Raw genomic sequence first — 17,536 nt, forward strand, 5'->3', positions numbered from 1 at the left:
GCCACACTATCCCGCCCGGTTCAGGCCATGCCGCTCAATTTCCGGCAGCCCCGCGAGGACCGGAGGCGCGTTCTTCCACGAGGCGAGTGACCTTCGCGAAGCGGGCCAGCTCCTCCTCCGGAACGTGGCCCGCCGAGATGGCGCTCGTGGCCAGCCGGAAGATGAGCGCGCGCACCAGCAGGTGAAGCCCCTCGCGGCCGGGCAGGACGGCCTCGATGAGCGCCGGTTCCGCCCGGTGGTAGAGCAGCCCGTCCGCGACCACGACGCCCTCGGCGTACCCGACCGGCCGCCAGTACGGCGAGAAGTCGATCACGACGGGTGGCCGACCAGGATGGAAGAGCACGTTCCCGGTCAGATCGCCGTGGACGAGCCGGCTGGGAGCCCGCACGGGACCGGCGAGCTCGGCCAGCCTGCCCAGGAGTTCGCCGGCGTCGGCCGACCGCGGCACGGGCGCCTCGCCCCAGGCGACGCGGTCGGCGCACGCCCAGGGATCGTCGCGCCGGTCGAGCAGGGCCGGGCGCGGGACATGCCGCAGCTCCTGATGGAACGCCCTCCCGGCGGCGATCAGCGGCCCCCACCTTCCGGCAGGACCCTCCTGGCCTTCCAGGAACTCGGACGCCGTCCACCCCTCGACCACATAGGCCCCGTCACGGGAACGAAGCGGTCGGGGGACGCGGAAGCCGGCCGTGGGGGACAGGCCGGCGAACACCCGCGCGGTCCAATCGGCCTCTTCCTCGCTGTCCACGGGTTTCACGACCGCGTTCCCGACGCGGAAGCTCCGGCCCCGGCCACCGGCGAGCGGGCGAACGGGCCCGGCCAGCCCGAAGGCCGCCGACACGCCGGCCGGCGGCTCCGTCATGGTGCTCAAGGTCATGACGGACATCGTGCCGGATCGCCGCCCCGTCGAACCGGCGCGGCTCCTGGACGAGATGGTGCGCGGCTGCTGTCCGCGCTTCGGTGAAGCGAGAGGCGCTGTGGTGAGGGGCGCCGCGAGAGGCGCGGCGCCCCCGCGATCAGTTGCCGCGCAGCACCGTCGTGGCCTTGTTGCCGGCGTAGTCCTCCAGGACCGCGACGACCTTGCTCCCGCTCCCGGACATGGTCACCGTTTCGGCGGCCCGGGTGGTCCGGCCGCGGACGATGTACGGCTTGGCGCCCGACCCGTACGTCGTCGCGAACGACTTCGCCTGCCCATCCTCCAGGATGGTCAGGGTGTGCCAGTCCGGCAGGGCCGGCCGGGAGAAGGTGAAGGTGTTCCCGCTGATCTTCACCGCCGACGCCGGGTAGGGCGTGATCTCGGTGTCGGCGAACTTCCCGCGTACGGCGGTCGCCGTGCCCGGTCCGGCCCGCAGGGTGAGCAGGTAGCCGTCGCCGTTGACGGGCACGCCGGTCAGCGTCGTGCCGGTGCTCGTCGCGGGCACCTCGACCTCCTTGCTGTAGGGGCGGGAGGTGTCGAGGCTCTGGACCTTCAGCGTGACGGGCCGGCCGCTCGACGGGGCGGTCCAGGACGCGGCCAGCGTGCCGTCCGGCTTCGCCGCCGCCGTCACCTTGCCCGGTGCCGTGGCCAGGTCGAACGAGGTGGTCGCCGCCGGGCTCTCGGACCCGTCCGGGCCGATCGCCACCAACCTGATCGTCCCCGAGGTGGCCGTGAAGCGCTTGACGTAGTAGACGTCGTCGTAGATCCCGCCGAGGTAGGTGTCGCCCAGGTAGACGTCGTAACGGCGCACCTTGTCGTAGTCGGCGCGCTTCCAGGACAGGAACAGCTCGCCGGTCTCGGGGAGCAGCTGGGTGATGCGCAGGTCCTGCGGCGCAGCGGGGGTGTGATCCTTGCCGTCACGCAGGGCCAGCGCGCCGAGGTTGACCTGGTAGCCCTGGACGGGGCGGGCGCCGGCGGCCACGACCAGGCCGAGCGCGGCCACGCGCTGACCGGCGTACGCCGACAGGTCCACCGACCGCGTGGTCCAGCCCGTGGTGCGCTGGCCCGAGCCGGTCAGCGGCAGCTGGACCACCTTGGTGGGGTCGGAGGCCAGGACGAGGCCGAGCCGCAGCTCGGAGTCGTCACTGGCCGAGGGCTTGTTGTAGGTCAGGTCGAGGGTCGAGCCCTTGGCGAGCTGCAGGTCCGTCTTGTAGAGCCGTACGGTGTTGTCGCTGTCGAGCGTGCCGCTGAGCACCAGGGAGCTGCCGCCGTTGTAGGCGCCGAGCTTCTGGTACGAGAACCGGCTCGCCGGCGTGTACGCGGGACCGTAGTCGAAGTCGGCGCGCAGCGGCGTTCCGGCCGCGTCGATCCACCACTGCCAGGTCACCGGGAGGTCCTGGAGGTTGATGTTGCCCCACTCCTTCGGGTTGGACAGCCGGCCCTTGGTCCAGGTGGACAGGCCGTGCCCGGTGTTGAAGGAGGTCGCGAACGTGGTGCCGCCGATGACGGAGCGCTCGGCGACGTACTTGGAGATGCCCTTCCAGGTGCCCTCCGGGGTGGTGGCGCCCGTCGAGGAGCCGGTCCACCAGCGGCGCTCCCGGTCGAAGACGTCCCGCTGGGCAGCGTCGTCGGTCTTGTTCGCGTAGTCGGAGGAGACGAAGTCGGCCCCGAGCGTGGCGATCGCGTTCATCGGCGCGCCGCCGGCGTCGAGGTTGTCCTCCAGGTTGTACGGCTGGTTGAACTGGTACTGCCCGGCCTCGACCCCGGCGAAGACGCTCTTGCGCGAGTCCAGGCCGAGCCCGGCGGCGTAGCTCTTGGAGTTGGTGAGCTTGGTCCGGTTCCACCAGTAGTTGAGGAAGATGGAGTCGGACACGTCGCCGAGCCGCGCGTCACGCACGAACGGGCCGTTGACCGCGTTGAACTCGTTCTGGTACGAGATGGCGCCCGTCGTGTTGTCGATCGAGTCGTACCACTGCACGTAGAGGCCGCCGTCGCGCAGCTGCTTCAGGAACTGCTTGTACACCGGGATGTCGGCCGGGGCGACCCGCGACTCCTGGTTGATGAAGTAGCCGTCGAACCCGTAGAACTTCGCGACCTGGATGAGCTTGGCGGCGACCGGGAACCCGCCGGCGGCGTCGCGGGCCAGCAGTTCGGAGTAGGTCTGGTCGCCGCGGTCGTTGTCGGAGAAGAAGATGCAGCCCAGCGAGCGCACCCCGTTCGCGTGGGCGGCGTTGGTGTATCCGGGGTTGGGCAGGTTGAGCATCCCGAACTCGAACCACTTCTCCCGCCAGTCGGCGGTCGGGTCGTAGTAGTTCACCGGGACGCCCTGGGTGGGCATGCCGTGCCAGGAGCCGTAGAAGTCGGCGTACTGCCAGTAGTTGAACAGGTACTGGCTGAACTCGTTGGTGTAGTGGTGGCTCTCGAAGAAGGCGTTGCCGTAGTCGCCGGCCAGGGTCAGCAGCTGGGTGCCGGCGGGCAGCGCCGGGTTGCGCTGCGTGGCGGCGTTGGCGGCGTTGCGCTGCTGGAGCGGCACCTTGGCGCGCAGCAACTCGGCGCCGGCGTCGTCGGCGGGGTTCCAGCGCAGCAGGTCGGTGGTGGAGTAGCCATGCTGGTAGGGCTGGTTCGCGCTGACGGCGCTCTCGCCCGTCCAGGGCAGCGTGTCGCTGGCCGCGGCGCCGGTGGCGGTCAGCGCTACGGCGAGCATCGCCGCCAGGACGGCGGTGCCGGCGCGCGTCACCGCCCTTCTGCGGGTGCGATGTGATCGGGCCATCACGACTCCTCACTGTTGGGAAGGGGGTCGGCCGGTCCGGGGGGACGGACGGCCGGGCGGATGGTTGCGTGCAGGTCCCCGAGGTAAAGGTCGGTACGCGCCCGCCCCGCCGCACCTTCGGCGAAGCAGCGAGCGGCGGGCAGGTCCCAGGCGACGGTGGCACGGTCGCCCGCCGGGACGGTCACCCTGCGGAAGGCGAGCAGCTCGCGGACGCGCGGCAGCACCCCGCCTCCCGTCCGGTGTCCGAACAGCGGCACGACGACCTCGGCCGGGCCGCCGCCGGGGTTGGTGACCTCGACGCTCACCCGGACCGTGTCCGCGCCGGCCTCGGCGGTGAGGTGGCCGAAGTGCACGGGCCGGTAGCGCAGGCCGTGGCCGAACGGGAAGAGCACCGGGTCCGGCGCGTCCCGGTAGACGTCGCAGGCCGGGTGCCGGTCGTTGTAGCGGACCGGCACGGCGCCCGGATGGCCGGGCGCGGTGAACGGCAGGCGCCCGACCGGCTCGTACGCGCCGAACAGCGCGTCGACGATCGCCTGGCTTCCGTGCGGGCCGGGGTAACCGGCCCACAGCAGCGCGTCGGTGTGCGCCAGGACGCCGGTGAGCACATGCGGCCGGCCGGCGACGACGACGGCCACCACGGGGCAGCGGGCCCGCGCCCGTACGGCGGCGACCAGGTCGTCCTGGTCGCCGGGCAGGGAGAGGCCGGCCAGGTCGACGCCTTCCCCGGCGGTCGCCGTGGCCGCCTGGCCGGCGATGGCCCCGTTGGCGGCGAACTCCTCGGTGTACGAGCGGTGGCTCGTCCCGCCGAGCGCCAGGATCACGAGGTCGGCGCCGCTCAGGTCGGCCGCGGTGGGGATGCCGGGCGGGCACACCACCTCGGCGTCCGGCAGGGCCTGCCGCAGGGCGAGGTCCAGGCCGGCGGCCGACCCCGGCGGCAGGGGCGGCACGTAGTCGCCCAGCAGGGCGGTGACGTCGGTGGCGTTCGGGCCGGCGAGGACGACCTTGGCCGGCGACCGGGGTTCGAGGGGGAGAAGGCCGCCCGCGTTGTGGAGCAGGACCAGGGACTGCCGGGCCAGGCGCCGCGACAGGCCGTCGGCGGCGCGCCCGGCCAGGGCGAGCGCCTCCCGGCGAGCCCCCAGAGCGGCCGCACGCGCGCCGCCGTCCATGGGCGTACGGCGGGTACCCATGACGACCGCACGCGCGGGGCCGTCGGGTGCGGTGTCACCGAGCAGGCCGGCGCGGTGCTTGAGGGTGAGCACCCGGCGGCAGGCGGCGTCGACCAGCTCGGCCACCCGCGGATCCGCCATCGCGGCCTCCTCCAGCAGGGCGAAGGACTCGTCCCAGAGCGACAGGTCCACCCCCGCCTCGATCGCGGCCACGGCGGCGTCCGCCGGGTCACCCGTCATCGCGGTCAGCCGGTCCACGGCCAGGCCGTCGGCCATGACGATCCCGTCGAATCCGCATTCGTCCCGCAGGAAGCCCGTGAGCAGCCCGCGGTTGGCGCAGCACGGCACCCCGTCGATGTCGTTGTAGGCCGCCATGAACCCCAGCGCCCCGGCCTCCACCGCGGCCCGGGCCGCCGGAAGGTGCAGCTCACGCAGGTCGCGGGGGCCGATGACGGCGGACTGGCCGTTGCGCCCGCCGACCGCCTCACCCTGGGCGGCCAGGTGCTTGAGCACGATCGCGACCCCGCCCCGGCCCACCGCGCCGCGATCGGCGCCCTGCATGCCGATCACCAGCGCCCTGGTGAGCTCGGCGGCCAGCAGCGGATCCTCTCCGAAGCACTCCTCCGCCCGGCCCCAGCGCGGGTCCCGCAGCAGGTCGAGCGCGGACACCAGGGCCAGGTGCACCCCGCTCGCGGCGAGCTCGGCCGCGACGGCGGCCGCGGCCTCGGCCAGCAGCTCCGGATCCCACCCGGCGGCCACCGCGAGGTTGGTGGGCAGCAGCGTCCCGCCGAGCGCCTGGTGCCCGTGCGGGGCCTCCTCCGACAGCAGCACGCCGATGCCGTGCCCGCCGGCCCGCGCCACCTCGTCCTGGACGAGGGCGGCGACCTCGGCGCGTTCCTCCGGCCGGATGCCGTCGGCCCAGGTACGGCCCGACCAGGCGTCGGCGCGGAAGACCCCGTACAGGGCGCCGAGCCCGCCCCACCGATCGAGCTCGGCGCGGGCGAGGTCGGTGAGCCGGAATCCGCCCCGAGGGTCCCGCTCGACGGCCTGCCAGCCGTAGAGGCGCTGGTTGAGCTGGCCGGCCTTCTCGCGCAGGGACAGCTTGGCGAGCAGCCGCTCCACCGCCTCAGCGCCCGTTTTCTCAGGGCTCGTTTCCTCAGGATTCGGCATGGGCGGCCATCCGGTCGAGGACCTCCTCGTCGCTGACCGAGCTGTAGAAGGTGCGGCCCGTCGGCTCGGCGTGGACGAGCCGTTCGACGCCGCGTGCGCGCAGCGCGGCCGGGTCGCCCGCGGTCGCTGAGGTGACCAGGGCGGGGCGGGCTCCGGCGCGGGCGCGGCCCATCCACGTCTCGAAGACGCCGCCGCCGGGGGAGAGCTCCGCCCGGGACACGGGGACGTCGTCGGCGTCGACGGGGACGACGACGGCCTCGGTGCGCGGGGCGGGGCGCGGCCGGTCGCGCAGCTCCGCGGCCAGCTCGGCGAAGCGCCGGCCGATCGGCTTGACCGCGCCGTCCGCGCCGATCAGGCCGAGGCTGTGTTCCAGGTCGGGGAAGTCGGCCAGCCGGCGCTCCACGTCGTGGGAGCACCACCACGTGACGCCCCACAGGGCGTCGCTGTCGGCCGCTTCCCGCACGGTCCCCTCGCAGAAGCCGGGCGCCTGCTCCTCCGCCAGGTGGTTGAGCGGCGCGCCGACCTCCTGCAGCCACACCGGGCGCGCCGGGTCGAGGGCGAAGGCGCGCGACAGCTCGATGAGATACGCGGCATGGGTGACGCTCTCGTACGACATCGCCCCGTACCCCTGGGCCGTGCCGTTGAAGATCCACGAGTGGATCACGCTCATCTGGCCGTGCCGGCTGGAGTGCGCGGGGGTGAAGGGGTGGTCGTCGGCGTACCAGACGGCGTCGTACTCGGCGTTGAGCCGGAAGTGGCGCGGGTCGCGCGGGCCCTTGCCGTGCAGCGCCCGCAGCCAGGCCGTCACCTGCCGCGCGGTGGCCGGCATCGGGCTCGGGTGCAGGGCGGAGGTGAACTGGTTGACCTCGTTGCCCAGGGTCAGGCCGAGGAAGTTGGGCAGGTCGTGCAGGTGCCCGTCGAGCGCCTCCACCAGCTGGGCCTGCGCGGCGACCGCGTCGGGGTCGGTGAACATGCTGCGCCGGTGCCAGTCCGTCAGCCAGCTCGGCACGAAGTCGAACCCGGACAGGTGCCCCTGAAGGACGTCGACGCTCGCGTCCAGGCCGGCCTCGCCGGCGATCTCCACGACGCGGCGCACGTCGTCGAGGGCGCGGCGGCGGATCAGCGTCCGGTTCGGCTGCAGCACGGGCCACAGCGGCATGACGCGTACGTGATCCAGGCCCAGCCCGGCCAGGGCCGCCATGTCCCGCCGGGTGGCCGCCCAGTCCGGATCCAGCCAGGAGTAGAACCAGTCCTGGGAAGGCGTGTAGTTGACCCCGAATCTCAGCATTTCAACCTTTCAAGCCTCCCGCTTCGAGCCCGCGGAAGAAGTAGCGCTGCAAGATGGCGAAGAACGTGACGATGGGAACCAGGGCGATGATCGTGCCGGCCGCGATGAGGCGCGGATCGTCGTAGAAGGTGCCGCGCAGGCGGTTCAGGCCGACGGTGAGGGTGTAGTTGTCCTCGTCGGACAGGACGATGAGGGGCCACAGGAAGTCGTTCCACGAGCCGACGAAAGCGAAGATCGCCACGACCGTGATGACGCCCTTGACCTGGGGGACGGAGACGCGGATGAACCGCTGCCAGGCGTTGGCGCCGTCGACGATCGCCGCCTCCTCGAACTCGGCGGGCAGGTTGCGGAACGCGTTGCGCATGAGCAGCACGTTCAGGGCGGCCACGATCGTCGGCAGGACGACGCCCAGCAGGGTGTTGGCCAGCCCGGCCGCCCTGACCAGCAGGAACTGGGAGATCAGCACGGTCTCGGCCGGGACCAGCAGGGCCGCGACGCAGATGCTGGCCGCCACCCCGCGCCCGCGGAAGCGCAGCTTGCCCAGCGCGTACCCGGCGCAGGTGGCGCCCACGACGTTGCCGACGACCGCCATGGCGGCCACGACCAGGGAGTTGAGCAGGTAGTGGGGCACCGGGACGCGATCGAGCACCGTCGCGAAGTTCCCCAGCGTGGGATGGCCGGGGAGCAATTCGGGCGGCCGGGTGTAGAGCGCGTCGCCGGCGCCCTTGAGCGACAGCGAGACCTGCCACAGCAGGGGGCCCGCCAGCAGCACGGCCATCAGCAGGAGGATCAGGTAGCGCACGACCAGGCCCGGCGAGAAGCGGCGTCGTGCGGACGGACCGGACATCAGGAGGACCTCTGCTTGCGTTGCAGGACGAGCTGCGCGACCAGCAGCCCGCCGAGGATGACGAACATGACCAGGCTGATCGCGCCCGCGTACCCGGTGCGGGCCTGCAGGCCGGTGCCCTCGCGCTGGATGAGCATGGTCATCGTGAGATCGCCGCCGCCCACGCCGCCCGTGCCGTCGGTGAGCACATAGATCTCGCCGAACACCCGGAAGGCCGCCACCGAGGACAGCACGCCGATGAGCCCCATCGTGGAGCGCACGCCCGGGACGGTGACGTTGAGGAAGGAACGCACCGGGCCCGCGCCGTCCATGGCCGCCGCGTCGTACAGGCTCGGGTCGATGTTCGCCAGCGCGGCCAGGTAGATGACCATGTAGTAGCCCAGGCCCATCCACACCGTGACGAACATCGCGCTGAACAGCAGCAGCCACCGGTCGGTCAGGAAGGGGACCGGCGCGGTGACCGCCTTGAGCGTGCCGAGCAGCTCGTTCACCAGGCCGCGCTTGTCGAGCATGTTCGTCCAGATCAGCCCGACGATGACCGGCGACATGATCACCGGCAGGTACATCGTGGTGCGGAAGAACCCCATCAGCCGCCCGGCCCCGCTCAGCAGCGAGGCCAGCACGAGCGGCAGCGCCACCATGAGCGGCACCACGCACACCGTGTAGAGCGTGGAGTTCAGCAGCGCGGTGGTGAAGCGCTCATCGGTGAACATGCGCCGAAAGTTGTCCAGCCCGGTGAACTCCCCGCTCCTGAGCAGGGTGGAGTCCGTGAACGCCAGCCGCAGCGTGTTCAGGAACGGCACCAGGACCAGGACCACGATGACGGCCAGCGCGGGCAGCAGGAACAGCCACGGGGTCACGCGCCACCGATGGGTGGCCGGCGCGCTGCCCCCGTCGTTCTGGGCGGAGCCGGTCATCCGTGCGCGGCCAGCCGGTCGTTGGAGTACTTGACCGACTCGTCCAGCGCCTGCTGCACCGTCTTCTTGCCCAGCAGCGCCTGGGCGATCTGCTCGCGCAGCGTGTCGGCGTCGGCGGAGCCGGAGAACGCCGGAGGCCACCACACGACCGCCTTCTTGACCTGGGCCGCGCTCTCCAGGCGCACCTTCGTGGCGGGGTCGCCGTCGTCCTTGGTGAAGTACTCGTCGTCCATCGACCCGGCCGAGGAGGGGAACACGGAGGCCTTCTTGGCGAAGGCGAGCTGGTTGGCGGTGTTGGTGACGTACTTGGCGAAGGCCGTGGCCAGCGGCTGGTTCTTGCCGGAGGCGTTCACGACCAGCGACTCGATGTACATGTTGGGGGCGGCGTTGCTGATCCGCGGCCCGATCCCGAGCGTCTTGTAGATGTCGGGCGCGGTGTCCTTCAGGTCGTTGAGGGTGTACGAGCTGCCCGACAGGTACGCCAGCCGCCCGGCCTTGAACTCCTCGACCTCCTTGGTCTGCAGGTTGTTCAGCGCCTCCTGGGTCAGGCCTTTACTGGCGAACAGCTTCCGGAACCGTTCGACGAACTCCGCGCCCTTGGCGTCGTTGTAGGTGAACTTCTTGCCCGCCGCGTCCATGAGGGGCACGCCGTACTCGCCGAACATCTCGATGACGGGCATCCGGGCGATCATCGACACGTCCGAGCAGTTCTTGGCCATGGTCTCGGCCTGGTCGAAGAGCTCGTCGTAGGTGGCGGGCAGCTTGGCCGGGTCGAGACCGCACTTCTTGAACAGCGCCGTGTTGAAGAACGCCGGCCCGGTGTTCAGGTACCACGGGTAGCCGTAGGTCCCGCCGCCCAGCCCGCCGAACGTCATCGCCTGCCACGCCTTGTCCAGGTACAGCCCCTTGGCCTGCGGGTCGGCCTTGTTGAGGTCGAGCAGGACCCCCGCCTGGGCCAGCGTGTAGGCGGCCTCGGGCCCCATGTCCACGACGTCGGGCAGCGCCCCCGCCGCGGCGTCGGCCGACAGCTTGTCCTGGTAGCCCTCGGCGGGCTGGTCCACCCAGGTGATCTTCGTGCCCGGGTGCTCCTTCTCGAAGGCCGCGATCAGCTCGGTGAAGTAGGGCGTGAACTTCTCGTTCTTCAGGTTCCACGTCTGGAACTTGATCGATCCCGCCAGCGCCCCGCCCGAGGCCTGCGGCGTCGCGTCGCCGCCGCACCCGGACAGCAGCAGCGATCCCAGGGCCAGTGTCGCGACGCAGGTCCATTTTCTCATTGGACGTCCTCCTTGAGTGATGCATGAGTGGCGATCCGCAGGGTCGCCACCTGGAAGGGGCCGAGGTCCAGGCGCGCCTCGCCCACGGGACGGCGCGTGCCCGCCGGGTCCATGGCCACGGGCAGGTCCCCGTCCGCGTCGAGCTCCCGTTCGAGCAGGTCGGTCTCCCACACGACGGCTCCCGCGCCGAGCTCCTCGTGGCAGTGCAGCCGGGCGCCCGCCCGTGCCCCCCGCGTCTCGTACACCCGCACGACCAGGTCTCCGGAGCCGTCGTCGGCCTGCTTGACCCAGTCGACGAGGGCGTGACCCGTGAGGAGCTCCAGCCGCACCAGCGGCGCCGGCGCCGGCAGCCCGGCGAGGTCGGGGGCGTTGAACGCGTACGCGGCCTCGACCGCGGCCGGCACGTCCGCGCCGGGCAGCACCGCCCAGCGGAAGGTGTGCGTGCCCGCGTCGGCGCGGGGATCGGGGAAGCGCGCGCCCCGGAGCAGGGACAGCCGGACGACGGTGGAGTCGCCGTCGGCGCGGGCGTCGGCCCCGTACATCGTGTCGTTGACGATCGCGACGCCGAAGCCGCCGTCGTCCACGTGCACGTAGCGGTGCATCGCGGCCTCGAACATCGCCTCCTCGGTCGCGGTGTTCGTGAGCAGGGGGCGTTCGACGTAGCCGTACTGGGTCTCGAACCGCGCGGTCCGCGCCAGGACCCGCACCGGGACCGCGACCTTCAGCAGGCGTTCGCGCTCCTGCCAGTCGACGGTGCACTCGGTCTCGAACCGCCCGGTGCCGGCCCGCAGCCACATGGTCAGCGTGATCGTGGACGTGCCGGTCCGCCGGACCACCTCCACGCCGGCGTCGGGCCCGCCGCGGACGACCCTGCGGCTGGTGACGTCGTCGAGCGGCCGGGGGTGGCGCAGCACGTGGCGGTCCACGTCCCAGGCGTCCCAGCGCACCGGCTCGTCGCGGAAGAGCTGCAGCTCGTTGAGGCGCCGGCCGGGCGGGACGACCTCCCGGCCGCTGCGCAGGTCGAGGAGCGAGACGACGTGGCCGCCGCCGTCCACCACGACCCGCAGCAGGCCGTCGTCCAGTACGGTGGCGCCGGCCTCACCGTCGGTGACCTCGACCGCGGCCGCGCCCGGCTTCGCCGGCGTGACGAACGGCGGTGGTCCGCCTCCGGCCTGCTCGCCGCCCAGCGCCGCGCCGGCCTGCTTGATCAGGTCGTGCAGGCGTTCTTCCAGCGTCTGATAGGTGTCACGGGCCTCGCGGTGCACCCAGCTGATCGACGTTCCCGGGAGGATGTCGTGGAACTGGTGCAGCAGCACGGTGCGCCAGATCTCGTCGAGCTCCGCGCGCGGGTACGGCGCGCCGCGCAGCGCGCTCGCCGCCGCGCTGAGATATTCGGCCGCCCGCAGCAGCGACTCGCAGCGCCGGTTGTGCCGCTTCATCTCCGCCTGGGAGGTCAGGGTGCCCCGGTGCAGCTCCAGGTAGAGCTCGCCGCGGTAGACCGGCTGCAGCGCCCCGGCCTCGCGCAGCTCGGTCTCGGCGTCCTCGAAGAACTCCGCCGGCGGCCTGGAGGCCACGCGTGGCGCGCCCTCCAGATCGGCGAAGCGGCGCAGCCGCTCGGCCATCTCCCGGGTGGGGCCGCCGCCTCCGTCGCCGTACCCGTAGGGGAGCAGCGAATGGGAGGCGATCGCCTTGTCCTTGAACGTGGCGACCGCGTGGTGGAGCTCGCGGGCGCTCACCTCGGCGGCGTACGTCTCCGCGGGCGGGAAGTGGGTGAAGATCCGCGTTCCGTCGATGCCCTCCCACCAGAAGGAGTGGTGCGGGAAGACCGTGGTGTCGTTCCAGGAGATCTTCTGCGTCAGGAACCAGCGGGACCCGGCCCTGCGGGCCAGCTGCGGCAGGGCGCCCGAATAGCCGAAGGAGTCGGGCAGCCACATCTCACGGGGCTCGCGGCCGAAGCGGCTGAGGAAGTATCTCTTGCCGTAGGTCAGCTGGCGCACCATCGACTCGCCGGTGGGGATGACGCCGTCCGCCTCCACCCACATGCCCCCGACAGGGACGAACCGGCCCTGCTCCACGTAGTGCCGCACCCGGGCGAACAGCTCCGGATAGTGCTCTTCGAGCCAGCTGAAGTGCTGCGCCGCCGACATCGTGTAGACGAGGGCGGGGTCGGCGTCGAGGAGGGCGAGCGCGTTGGAGACCGTACGGGCGAGCTTGCGGACCGTCTCGCGCAGCGGCCACAGCCACGCCGTGTCCATGTGCGCGTGCCCGACGGCGGTGATCCGGTGGGCGCTGGCGTGCGCGGGCGAGGCCAGGAGGGGGGCGAGGACCGCCCGCGCCCGCCGGGCGCTCTCCTCGGCGTCCGCCTCGTCGTAGGCGTCCAGGGCCTCCTCGATCGCGCGCAGCAGCCGCCAGTGCCGCGGCTCGTCCGCGCTCAGCTCGGCGGCCAGGCCGCCGGCCACGTCCAGGTCGCAGCACAGGGCGTGGATCTCGGGCGAGAACGCGGCGATCTCCGCGCGGCGCAGCCTGAACTGCTCGAACGGCTCCTCCGCGCCCTTCTCGCCGTGCTCGGTGACGACGAAGGGCGGCAGGCCGAGCAGCAGGGGATTGGCCGCCGCCTCGATGTAGAGCACGAACGAGCCGTCGGCGCCGGCCGGCCCGCCTGCGTCGTCGCGTAACCGGATGGCGGACTGGCGAGGATGCAGGCCCTTGACGATCGTCCCGTCCGGGGTGAAGACCAGCCCCTCGCAGTGACCGCCCACGGAGTGGTCGAACCAGCCCAGGTCGAACACGAGGTCGATCGGCCCGGTCAGGCGCGGATCGACCGTGCCCCGGACCCGGAACCACGTCGTGGACCAGGCCTCACCCCAGGCGGAGCCCAGGGGAAAGGGACGGTAGCCGGGGGCGCTCCGGCCGGCTTCGGGTTCGAGCCCGAGGGCGTGGCGGGCCCGCACCGGCTCCCCGTCGTCCGGGACCGTCCAGGCCTCGACCTCGACATCGCCCAGCCGGGTGTGGAGCCGGGGCTCGATCCGTTCCCGCCGCACGCGGGCGAGCCTCTCTAGCGTGCGGCTGAGGTGGTTGTGCATCTCGTACCTCTCCGTAGCGGAGATATCACAATCGGCCTAATACGTTTTAGTAGGTTATGATCGGCAAGCGACCGCAGACTAATACGTTTTAGGCCCTGCGGTCACCCGGGGGGCTCATCAAGTTTGCATAACGACGGCGATGGAGGAGCGATGCTGCCGAACGACCAGGTTCCGCCCCAGGACCCCGCCGCCGCGCCGGAGCCTGCCGAGCCCTCTCTGGCGGGTGCCGCCCCGGCCCGGTTGCGGAGCACCGACATCGCGCGGCTGGCGGGGGTCTCGGTGTCGGCGGTGTCGCTGGCGTTCAACGCCCGCCCCGGCATCAGCGACGCGACGCGCAAACGCATCCTCGAGGTCGCCGAGGAGCTCAACTGGCGCCCGCACCGGGCCGCCCGCGCCCTCAAGGGGGCCAACAACGACGTGGCCGGCATCGTCATCGCCCGGCCTGCCCGGACGCTGGGCGTCGAGCCGTTCTTCGCCCATTTCCTGTCCGGCCTGCAGTCCCGCCTGTCCAACGGCGGCATCGCCACGCAGCTCCTCATCGTCGAGGACACGCAGGCGGAAGTGGCGGTCTACCGCCGCTGGGCCGCCGAGAACCGGGTCGACGGGCTCGTCCTGCTCGACCTCACGGTCGACGACGTCCGGCCCCAGGTCGTCGCCGACCTGCGCGTCCCCGCCGTCATCCTGGGCGGGCACGGGGGCCCGTTGCCGCTGAGCAGCGTCTGGGTGGACGACCACGCGGCGATGACCCGCATCCTGGAATACCTCGCCGCGCTCGGCCACCGGTTCATCGGGCACGTCAGCGGCATACCGTCCTACCAGCACACGCGCCGGCGCCTGGAGGCCATCGGCGACGCCCGCGAGGCGCTCGGCCTCGAGATCGCCAGCGTGCCCACCGACTACTCCGACACCCAGGGCGCCTCGGCGACCCGCCGCCTCCTGGAGGCGAGCCCGCGCTGCACGGCGATCATCTACGACAGCGACGTCATGGCCGCCGCGGGCCTCGGCGTGGCCACCGAGATGGCCGTGCCGGTCCCCGGCGAGGTGTCCATCGTGTCCTTCGACGACTCCATCCTCACCCATCTGCCGCATCCGCCGATCACCGCCCTGACCCGCGACACGTACGCGCTGGGCATGCTGACGGCGACCGAGCTGCTCCACACGATGGCCGAGCGCCCGGAACCCCGCGCGGTCCAGGCCCCGACCCCGGAGCTCGTCGTCCGCGGCAGCACCGCCCCGCCGCCGCACGCCTGATCGCGTCAGAGCCACCGGTCGAACCGCGCCAGGGTGCGCCTGAGGAGACACCGTCCACGACCAGCTCCGGCGTGAGTTCGCTCATCAGGCTCGCCCTTCGTGATCACGCGCGAAAGTGGGGACTCCCGATGATCTCACCCCCTAATATCCAACTTTATGATCACTCGTCTATTAGCCGGGACGGCCGTCGGCCTGGCGATCTTCTCCGGTACGGCGCTCGCCGCGCCGGTCAAGGGCGCTCCCGAGCTCACTCACAACGACCTCTACAAGGCGGCCGGCCTGCGCACGGCCGCCTGCAAGCTGGACAAGGGCACGAGCGCCGCCTCGACCAGGAAGTACATCACCAAACTGGTCGGCTGCCTGAACACGGCGTGGAAGCCGGCGATCAAGGATTTCACGCCGGTGAAGGTGGAGTTCAAGGCCGCGGACGACAAGGAGTCCTGCTCCACCGGCATGGACGTCTCCGGCTCGTTCTCCGAGATCTGCACCACGACCATCCGCGTCCGCGTGGCCGATGACTGGATCAAGGCCAAGAACGACCTCGCGGTGTTCACGGCCATCACGCGGACGTGGGGCGGGGTCGTGACCGGCCAGACCGGCATCGGGAAGGCCTGGTGGGGGCTCGAGAACGATGCGGACGAAGCCATCATGAACGAGCAGAACCGCCGCTACTACCTGCAGATCGACTGCTTCGTGGGCGTGTCGGCGAAGGCCGTGGGGCGGGCGGTCAAGGACTGGAAGCCCGTCGCCAAGGTTCCGGTGTTCTGGAAGAACCGGTACCAGGGCAAGACCGCCAACCGCCTCTACTGGCTGGCGAAGGGCTACAAGTCCGGCAAGCCGGGCGCCTGCAACACCTGGACGGCGAGCTCTTCCAAGGTCGCCTGATCCGCGTCACCGGCCACCGCCCCGCGCGGTGGCCGTCACCTCAGCGGCTCTCCTTCGCGAGCGCCTCGCGTACGGCCGGGGCGATCTCCTGCGCCCAGCGCCCGAGGGTGACGAGGTCCGGAGAGCCGTGATCGGGGGAGAAGAGCATGAACCCCGATGCGCCGTGCTCCAGCACGGCCCCGGTCAGTTCCTCGGCCCACTGGCCGGCGGAGCCGCCGATCCACCGGCCGTCGCCGTCGCGCGTGGCGGGCAGCGGCCGGTCGGTGATGCGCCCGGGGAAGTTGAAGACCGTCCGGATCTCGCGCGGATCGCGCCCCACGGCGGCCGCCGCCTCGTCGATGACCGGCCGCGACTCCCGGTACCGCTCGCTGAGCCAGTCCGCCGCGTGGCCCGGGAGCCAGCCGTCGGCCACCCGGCCGGTGGCGGCCAGGGATTTCCGGCCGACCGATCCGGTCCACACGGGCGGCGCGGCCACGGGAGCCGGCTCGATCCGCTCCACCCGGTAGTGATGCCCCTGGAAGGTGACCGGCGGGCCGCCGCCCGACAGCGACTTGACCAGGACGATCGCCTCCTCGAAGGCGTCCACGGCGTCGGACGGTGACAGCCGCGGCACTCCCATGTCGGAGATCCGGTCCCACAGCCCGCCCGCGCCCATGCCGAGCACGACGCGGCCGCCCGACAGCGCCGACAGCGACGTCACCGTACGCGCCAGCATGGGAGCCGGCCGGGTCGGCAGGTTGGTGACGTTGGCGAAGCCCGAGAGGCGTCGCGTGCGTCCGAGGACGAAGCCGATGGAGGCGTACGCGTCCAGCCGCCGGCCGATGTAGGGGTGGTCGGACAGGGAGAAGAGGTCGAGCCCGTCACGGTCGGCCTGTTCGGCCATGCGCAGCAGGTCCGGCCCCTCGTCGATGCCGCTGTGCGCGCCGAAGCCGAACACGACTTCTGGTAGGGACAATGTTCTGCCTTTCCTCCGAGGCATGATGTTCGGTATGCGAACTATATTAGTTCGTATACCGAACCGCAAACTACTCCTGGCGGCCGAGCACCTCGCGTACCAGCTCACGCAGCCACACGTGCGCGGGGTCCACGTCGTGGCGGGGATGCCACGCCTGCGACAGTGTCATCGCCGGCAGAACGAACGGGATCGGGAACGTCGCCAGCCCCAGAGCCTCCACCAGCGGCCGGGTCAGCCGCTCCGGTGTCATCCCCACCAGGTCGGACTGCCGCACCACCAGCAGCGACGCCTCGAACGTCGGCACCGAGCCCACGACCCGGCGCGTCAGCCCCATGCCGGCCAGGATCTCGTCCACGGGCCCCTCGTAGCGGCCCCGCCGGCTGGCGATCACGTGCTCGGCCGCCGCCAGCCGCTCCGCCGTGACCGGCCCGTCGAGCAGCGGATGCCCCGGGCGCACGACGCCCACCGCCTGATCCACAATGATCGGCTCGACCCGCGTCTCCGGCGCCGGGTCCGAGATCATGGTCACCTCCAGGTCCGCGCTCCCGTCACGCAGCGCCTGAGCGTCGCCGTGCCCCTCGGGGATGAAGTGGAAACGCACCCCGGGGGCCGACTCGGCCGCCTCCGTCAGCAGCGCCACGCTCATGGCCGTGATCACCGCGTCCGAGGCCAGAATCGTGAACCGGCGTACCAGCGTGGCCGGGTCCAGCCGCCCCGGCGGCGTGAACACCTTCCTGGCCGCCTCCACCAGAGCCCGCACCTCGCCCCGCACGGCCAGCGCCCGCGGCGTGGGCACCATCTGCCGCCCCGAACGCACCAGCACGGGATCGCCCATGGCCTTGCGGATGCGGCCGAGCGTGCGGCTCATGGCCGGCTCCGACAGGCGCAGCCGCCGCGCGGCGGCCGAGACGCTGCCCTCCTCCAGCAGGACGTCCAGCGCGATCAGCAGGTCCAGGCTGGGTTGCGTCTGACGCATATATCACCTGACAAAGATGCATTTGAGGTTAAGTCAGAATC

At 71.8% G+C, this 17,536-nt stretch carries 12 protein-coding genes; 2 read left to right on the plus strand and 10 right to left on the minus strand.

The annotated features are described in order from the left end of the window. Nucleotides 1-34: 34 nt before the first annotated feature. From ACIBQ1_RS34880 to ACIBQ1_RS34915, 8 genes are all read right to left on the minus strand, one after another. A complete protein-coding gene (locus tag ACIBQ1_RS34880) occupies nt 35-874 on the minus strand; it encodes a TIGR02569 family protein (RefSeq protein ID WP_397283564.1) in 840 nt (279 codons plus the stop codon). A 139-nt stretch (nt 875-1,013) separates the two neighbouring features. Next, entirely contained in the window at nt 1,014-3,683 is a 2,670-nt protein-coding gene (locus tag ACIBQ1_RS34885; protein WP_397283565.1) for a hypothetical protein, read from the minus strand. Continuing rightward, nucleotides 3,683-5,971 (minus strand): glycoside hydrolase family 3 N-terminal domain-containing protein, encoded by a 2,289-nt coding sequence (locus ACIBQ1_RS34890; RefSeq protein WP_397283566.1) that lies wholly within the window; start codon nt 5,969-5,971, stop codon nt 3,683-3,685. The genes ACIBQ1_RS34885 and ACIBQ1_RS34890 overlap by 1 nt, the downstream gene beginning before the upstream one ends. A gap of 34 nt (nt 5,972-6,005) precedes the next feature. After that, nucleotides 6,006-7,307 (minus strand): glycosyl hydrolase, encoded by a 1,302-nt coding sequence (locus tag ACIBQ1_RS34895; RefSeq protein WP_397283567.1) that lies wholly within the window; start codon nt 7,305-7,307, stop codon nt 6,006-6,008. Nucleotide 7,308: 1 nt separating this feature from the next. Further along, nucleotides 7,309-8,154 (minus strand): carbohydrate ABC transporter permease, encoded by an 846-nt coding sequence (locus ACIBQ1_RS34900; RefSeq protein ID WP_397283568.1) that lies wholly within the window; start codon nt 8,152-8,154, stop codon nt 7,309-7,311. Next, nucleotides 8,154-9,071 carry a carbohydrate ABC transporter permease gene (locus ACIBQ1_RS34905; protein WP_397283569.1) on the minus strand — a complete coding sequence of 306 codons (918 nt, stop codon included), beginning with the start codon at nt 9,069-9,071 and terminating at the stop codon, nt 8,154-8,156. Before ACIBQ1_RS34905 ends, ACIBQ1_RS34900 begins: the two co-directional genes overlap by 1 nt. Beyond that, nucleotides 9,068-10,345: an extracellular solute-binding protein gene (locus ACIBQ1_RS34910; protein ID WP_397283570.1), complete on the minus strand. Its 1,278-nt coding sequence runs from the start codon at nt 10,343-10,345 to the stop codon at nt 9,068-9,070. The genes ACIBQ1_RS34905 and ACIBQ1_RS34910 overlap by 4 nt, the downstream gene beginning before the upstream one ends. Further along, entirely contained in the window at nt 10,342-13,428 is a 3,087-nt protein-coding gene (locus ACIBQ1_RS34915; RefSeq protein ID WP_397283571.1) for an alpha-mannosidase, read from the minus strand. The genes ACIBQ1_RS34910 and ACIBQ1_RS34915 overlap by 4 nt, the downstream gene beginning before the upstream one ends. A gap of 150 nt (nt 13,429-13,578) precedes the next feature. Here ACIBQ1_RS34915 and ACIBQ1_RS34920 point away from each other — a divergent pair, with 150 nt between their 5' ends. Then, nucleotides 13,579-14,679, plus strand: a complete 1,101-nt coding sequence (locus ACIBQ1_RS34920) for a LacI family DNA-binding transcriptional regulator (protein WP_397283572.1) — start codon at nt 13,579-13,581, stop codon at nt 14,677-14,679. A 156-nt stretch (nt 14,680-14,835) separates the two neighbouring features. Then, the gene (locus tag ACIBQ1_RS34925) at nt 14,836-15,564 is read left to right on the plus strand and encodes a hypothetical protein (protein WP_397283573.1); all 729 of its coding nucleotides are present in this window, start codon (nt 14,836-14,838) and stop codon (nt 15,562-15,564) included. A gap of 40 nt (nt 15,565-15,604) precedes the next feature. Here the strand turns inward: ACIBQ1_RS34925 and ACIBQ1_RS34930 are convergent, their stop codons facing one another. Further along, the gene (locus ACIBQ1_RS34930; protein ID WP_397283574.1) at nt 15,605-16,519 is read right to left on the minus strand and encodes an LLM class flavin-dependent oxidoreductase; all 915 of its coding nucleotides are present in this window, start codon (nt 16,517-16,519) and stop codon (nt 15,605-15,607) included. Nucleotides 16,520-16,589: 70 nt separating this feature from the next. Beyond that, nucleotides 16,590-17,495 carry a LysR family transcriptional regulator gene (locus tag ACIBQ1_RS34935; RefSeq protein ID WP_397283575.1) on the minus strand — a complete coding sequence of 302 codons (906 nt, stop codon included), beginning with the start codon at nt 17,493-17,495 and terminating at the stop codon, nt 16,590-16,592. Nucleotides 17,496-17,536: the final 41 nt, after the last annotated feature.

It is taken from the genome of Nonomuraea sp. NPDC050153 (genome assembly GCF_044460125.1).
In the GTDB taxonomy this organism is placed as follows: Bacteria; Actinomycetota; Actinomycetes; order Streptosporangiales; family Streptosporangiaceae; genus Nonomuraea.

Coding starts and splice junctions, on each gene's coding strand:
- ACIBQ1_RS34885 (WP_397283565.1), bottom strand. CDS start 3,683: ATGGCCCGATCACATCGCACCCGCAGAAGGGCGGTGACGCGCGCCGGC.
- ACIBQ1_RS34910 (WP_397283570.1), bottom strand. CDS start 10,345: ATGAGAAAATGGACCTGCGTCGCGACACTGGCCCTGGGATCGCTGCTG.
- ACIBQ1_RS34925 (WP_397283573.1), top strand. CDS start 14,836: ATGATCACTCGTCTATTAGCCGGGACGGCCGTCGGCCTGGCGATCTTC.
- ACIBQ1_RS34920 (WP_397283572.1), top strand. CDS start 13,579: ATGCTGCCGAACGACCAGGTTCCGCCCCAGGACCCCGCCGCCGCGCCG.
- ACIBQ1_RS34915 (WP_397283571.1), bottom strand. CDS start 13,428: ATGCACAACCACCTCAGCCGCACGCTAGAGAGGCTCGCCCGCGTGCGG.
- ACIBQ1_RS34895 (WP_397283567.1), bottom strand. CDS start 7,307: ATGCTGAGATTCGGGGTCAACTACACGCCTTCCCAGGACTGGTTCTAC.
- ACIBQ1_RS34900 (WP_397283568.1), bottom strand. CDS start 8,154: ATGTCCGGTCCGTCCGCACGACGCCGCTTCTCGCCGGGCCTGGTCGTG.
- ACIBQ1_RS34880 (WP_397283564.1), bottom strand. CDS start 874: ATGACCTTGAGCACCATGACGGAGCCGCCGGCCGGCGTGTCGGCGGCC.
- ACIBQ1_RS34905 (WP_397283569.1), bottom strand. CDS start 9,071: ATGACCGGCTCCGCCCAGAACGACGGGGGCAGCGCGCCGGCCACCCAT.
- ACIBQ1_RS34935 (WP_397283575.1), bottom strand. CDS start 17,495: ATGCGTCAGACGCAACCCAGCCTGGACCTGCTGATCGCGCTGGACGTC.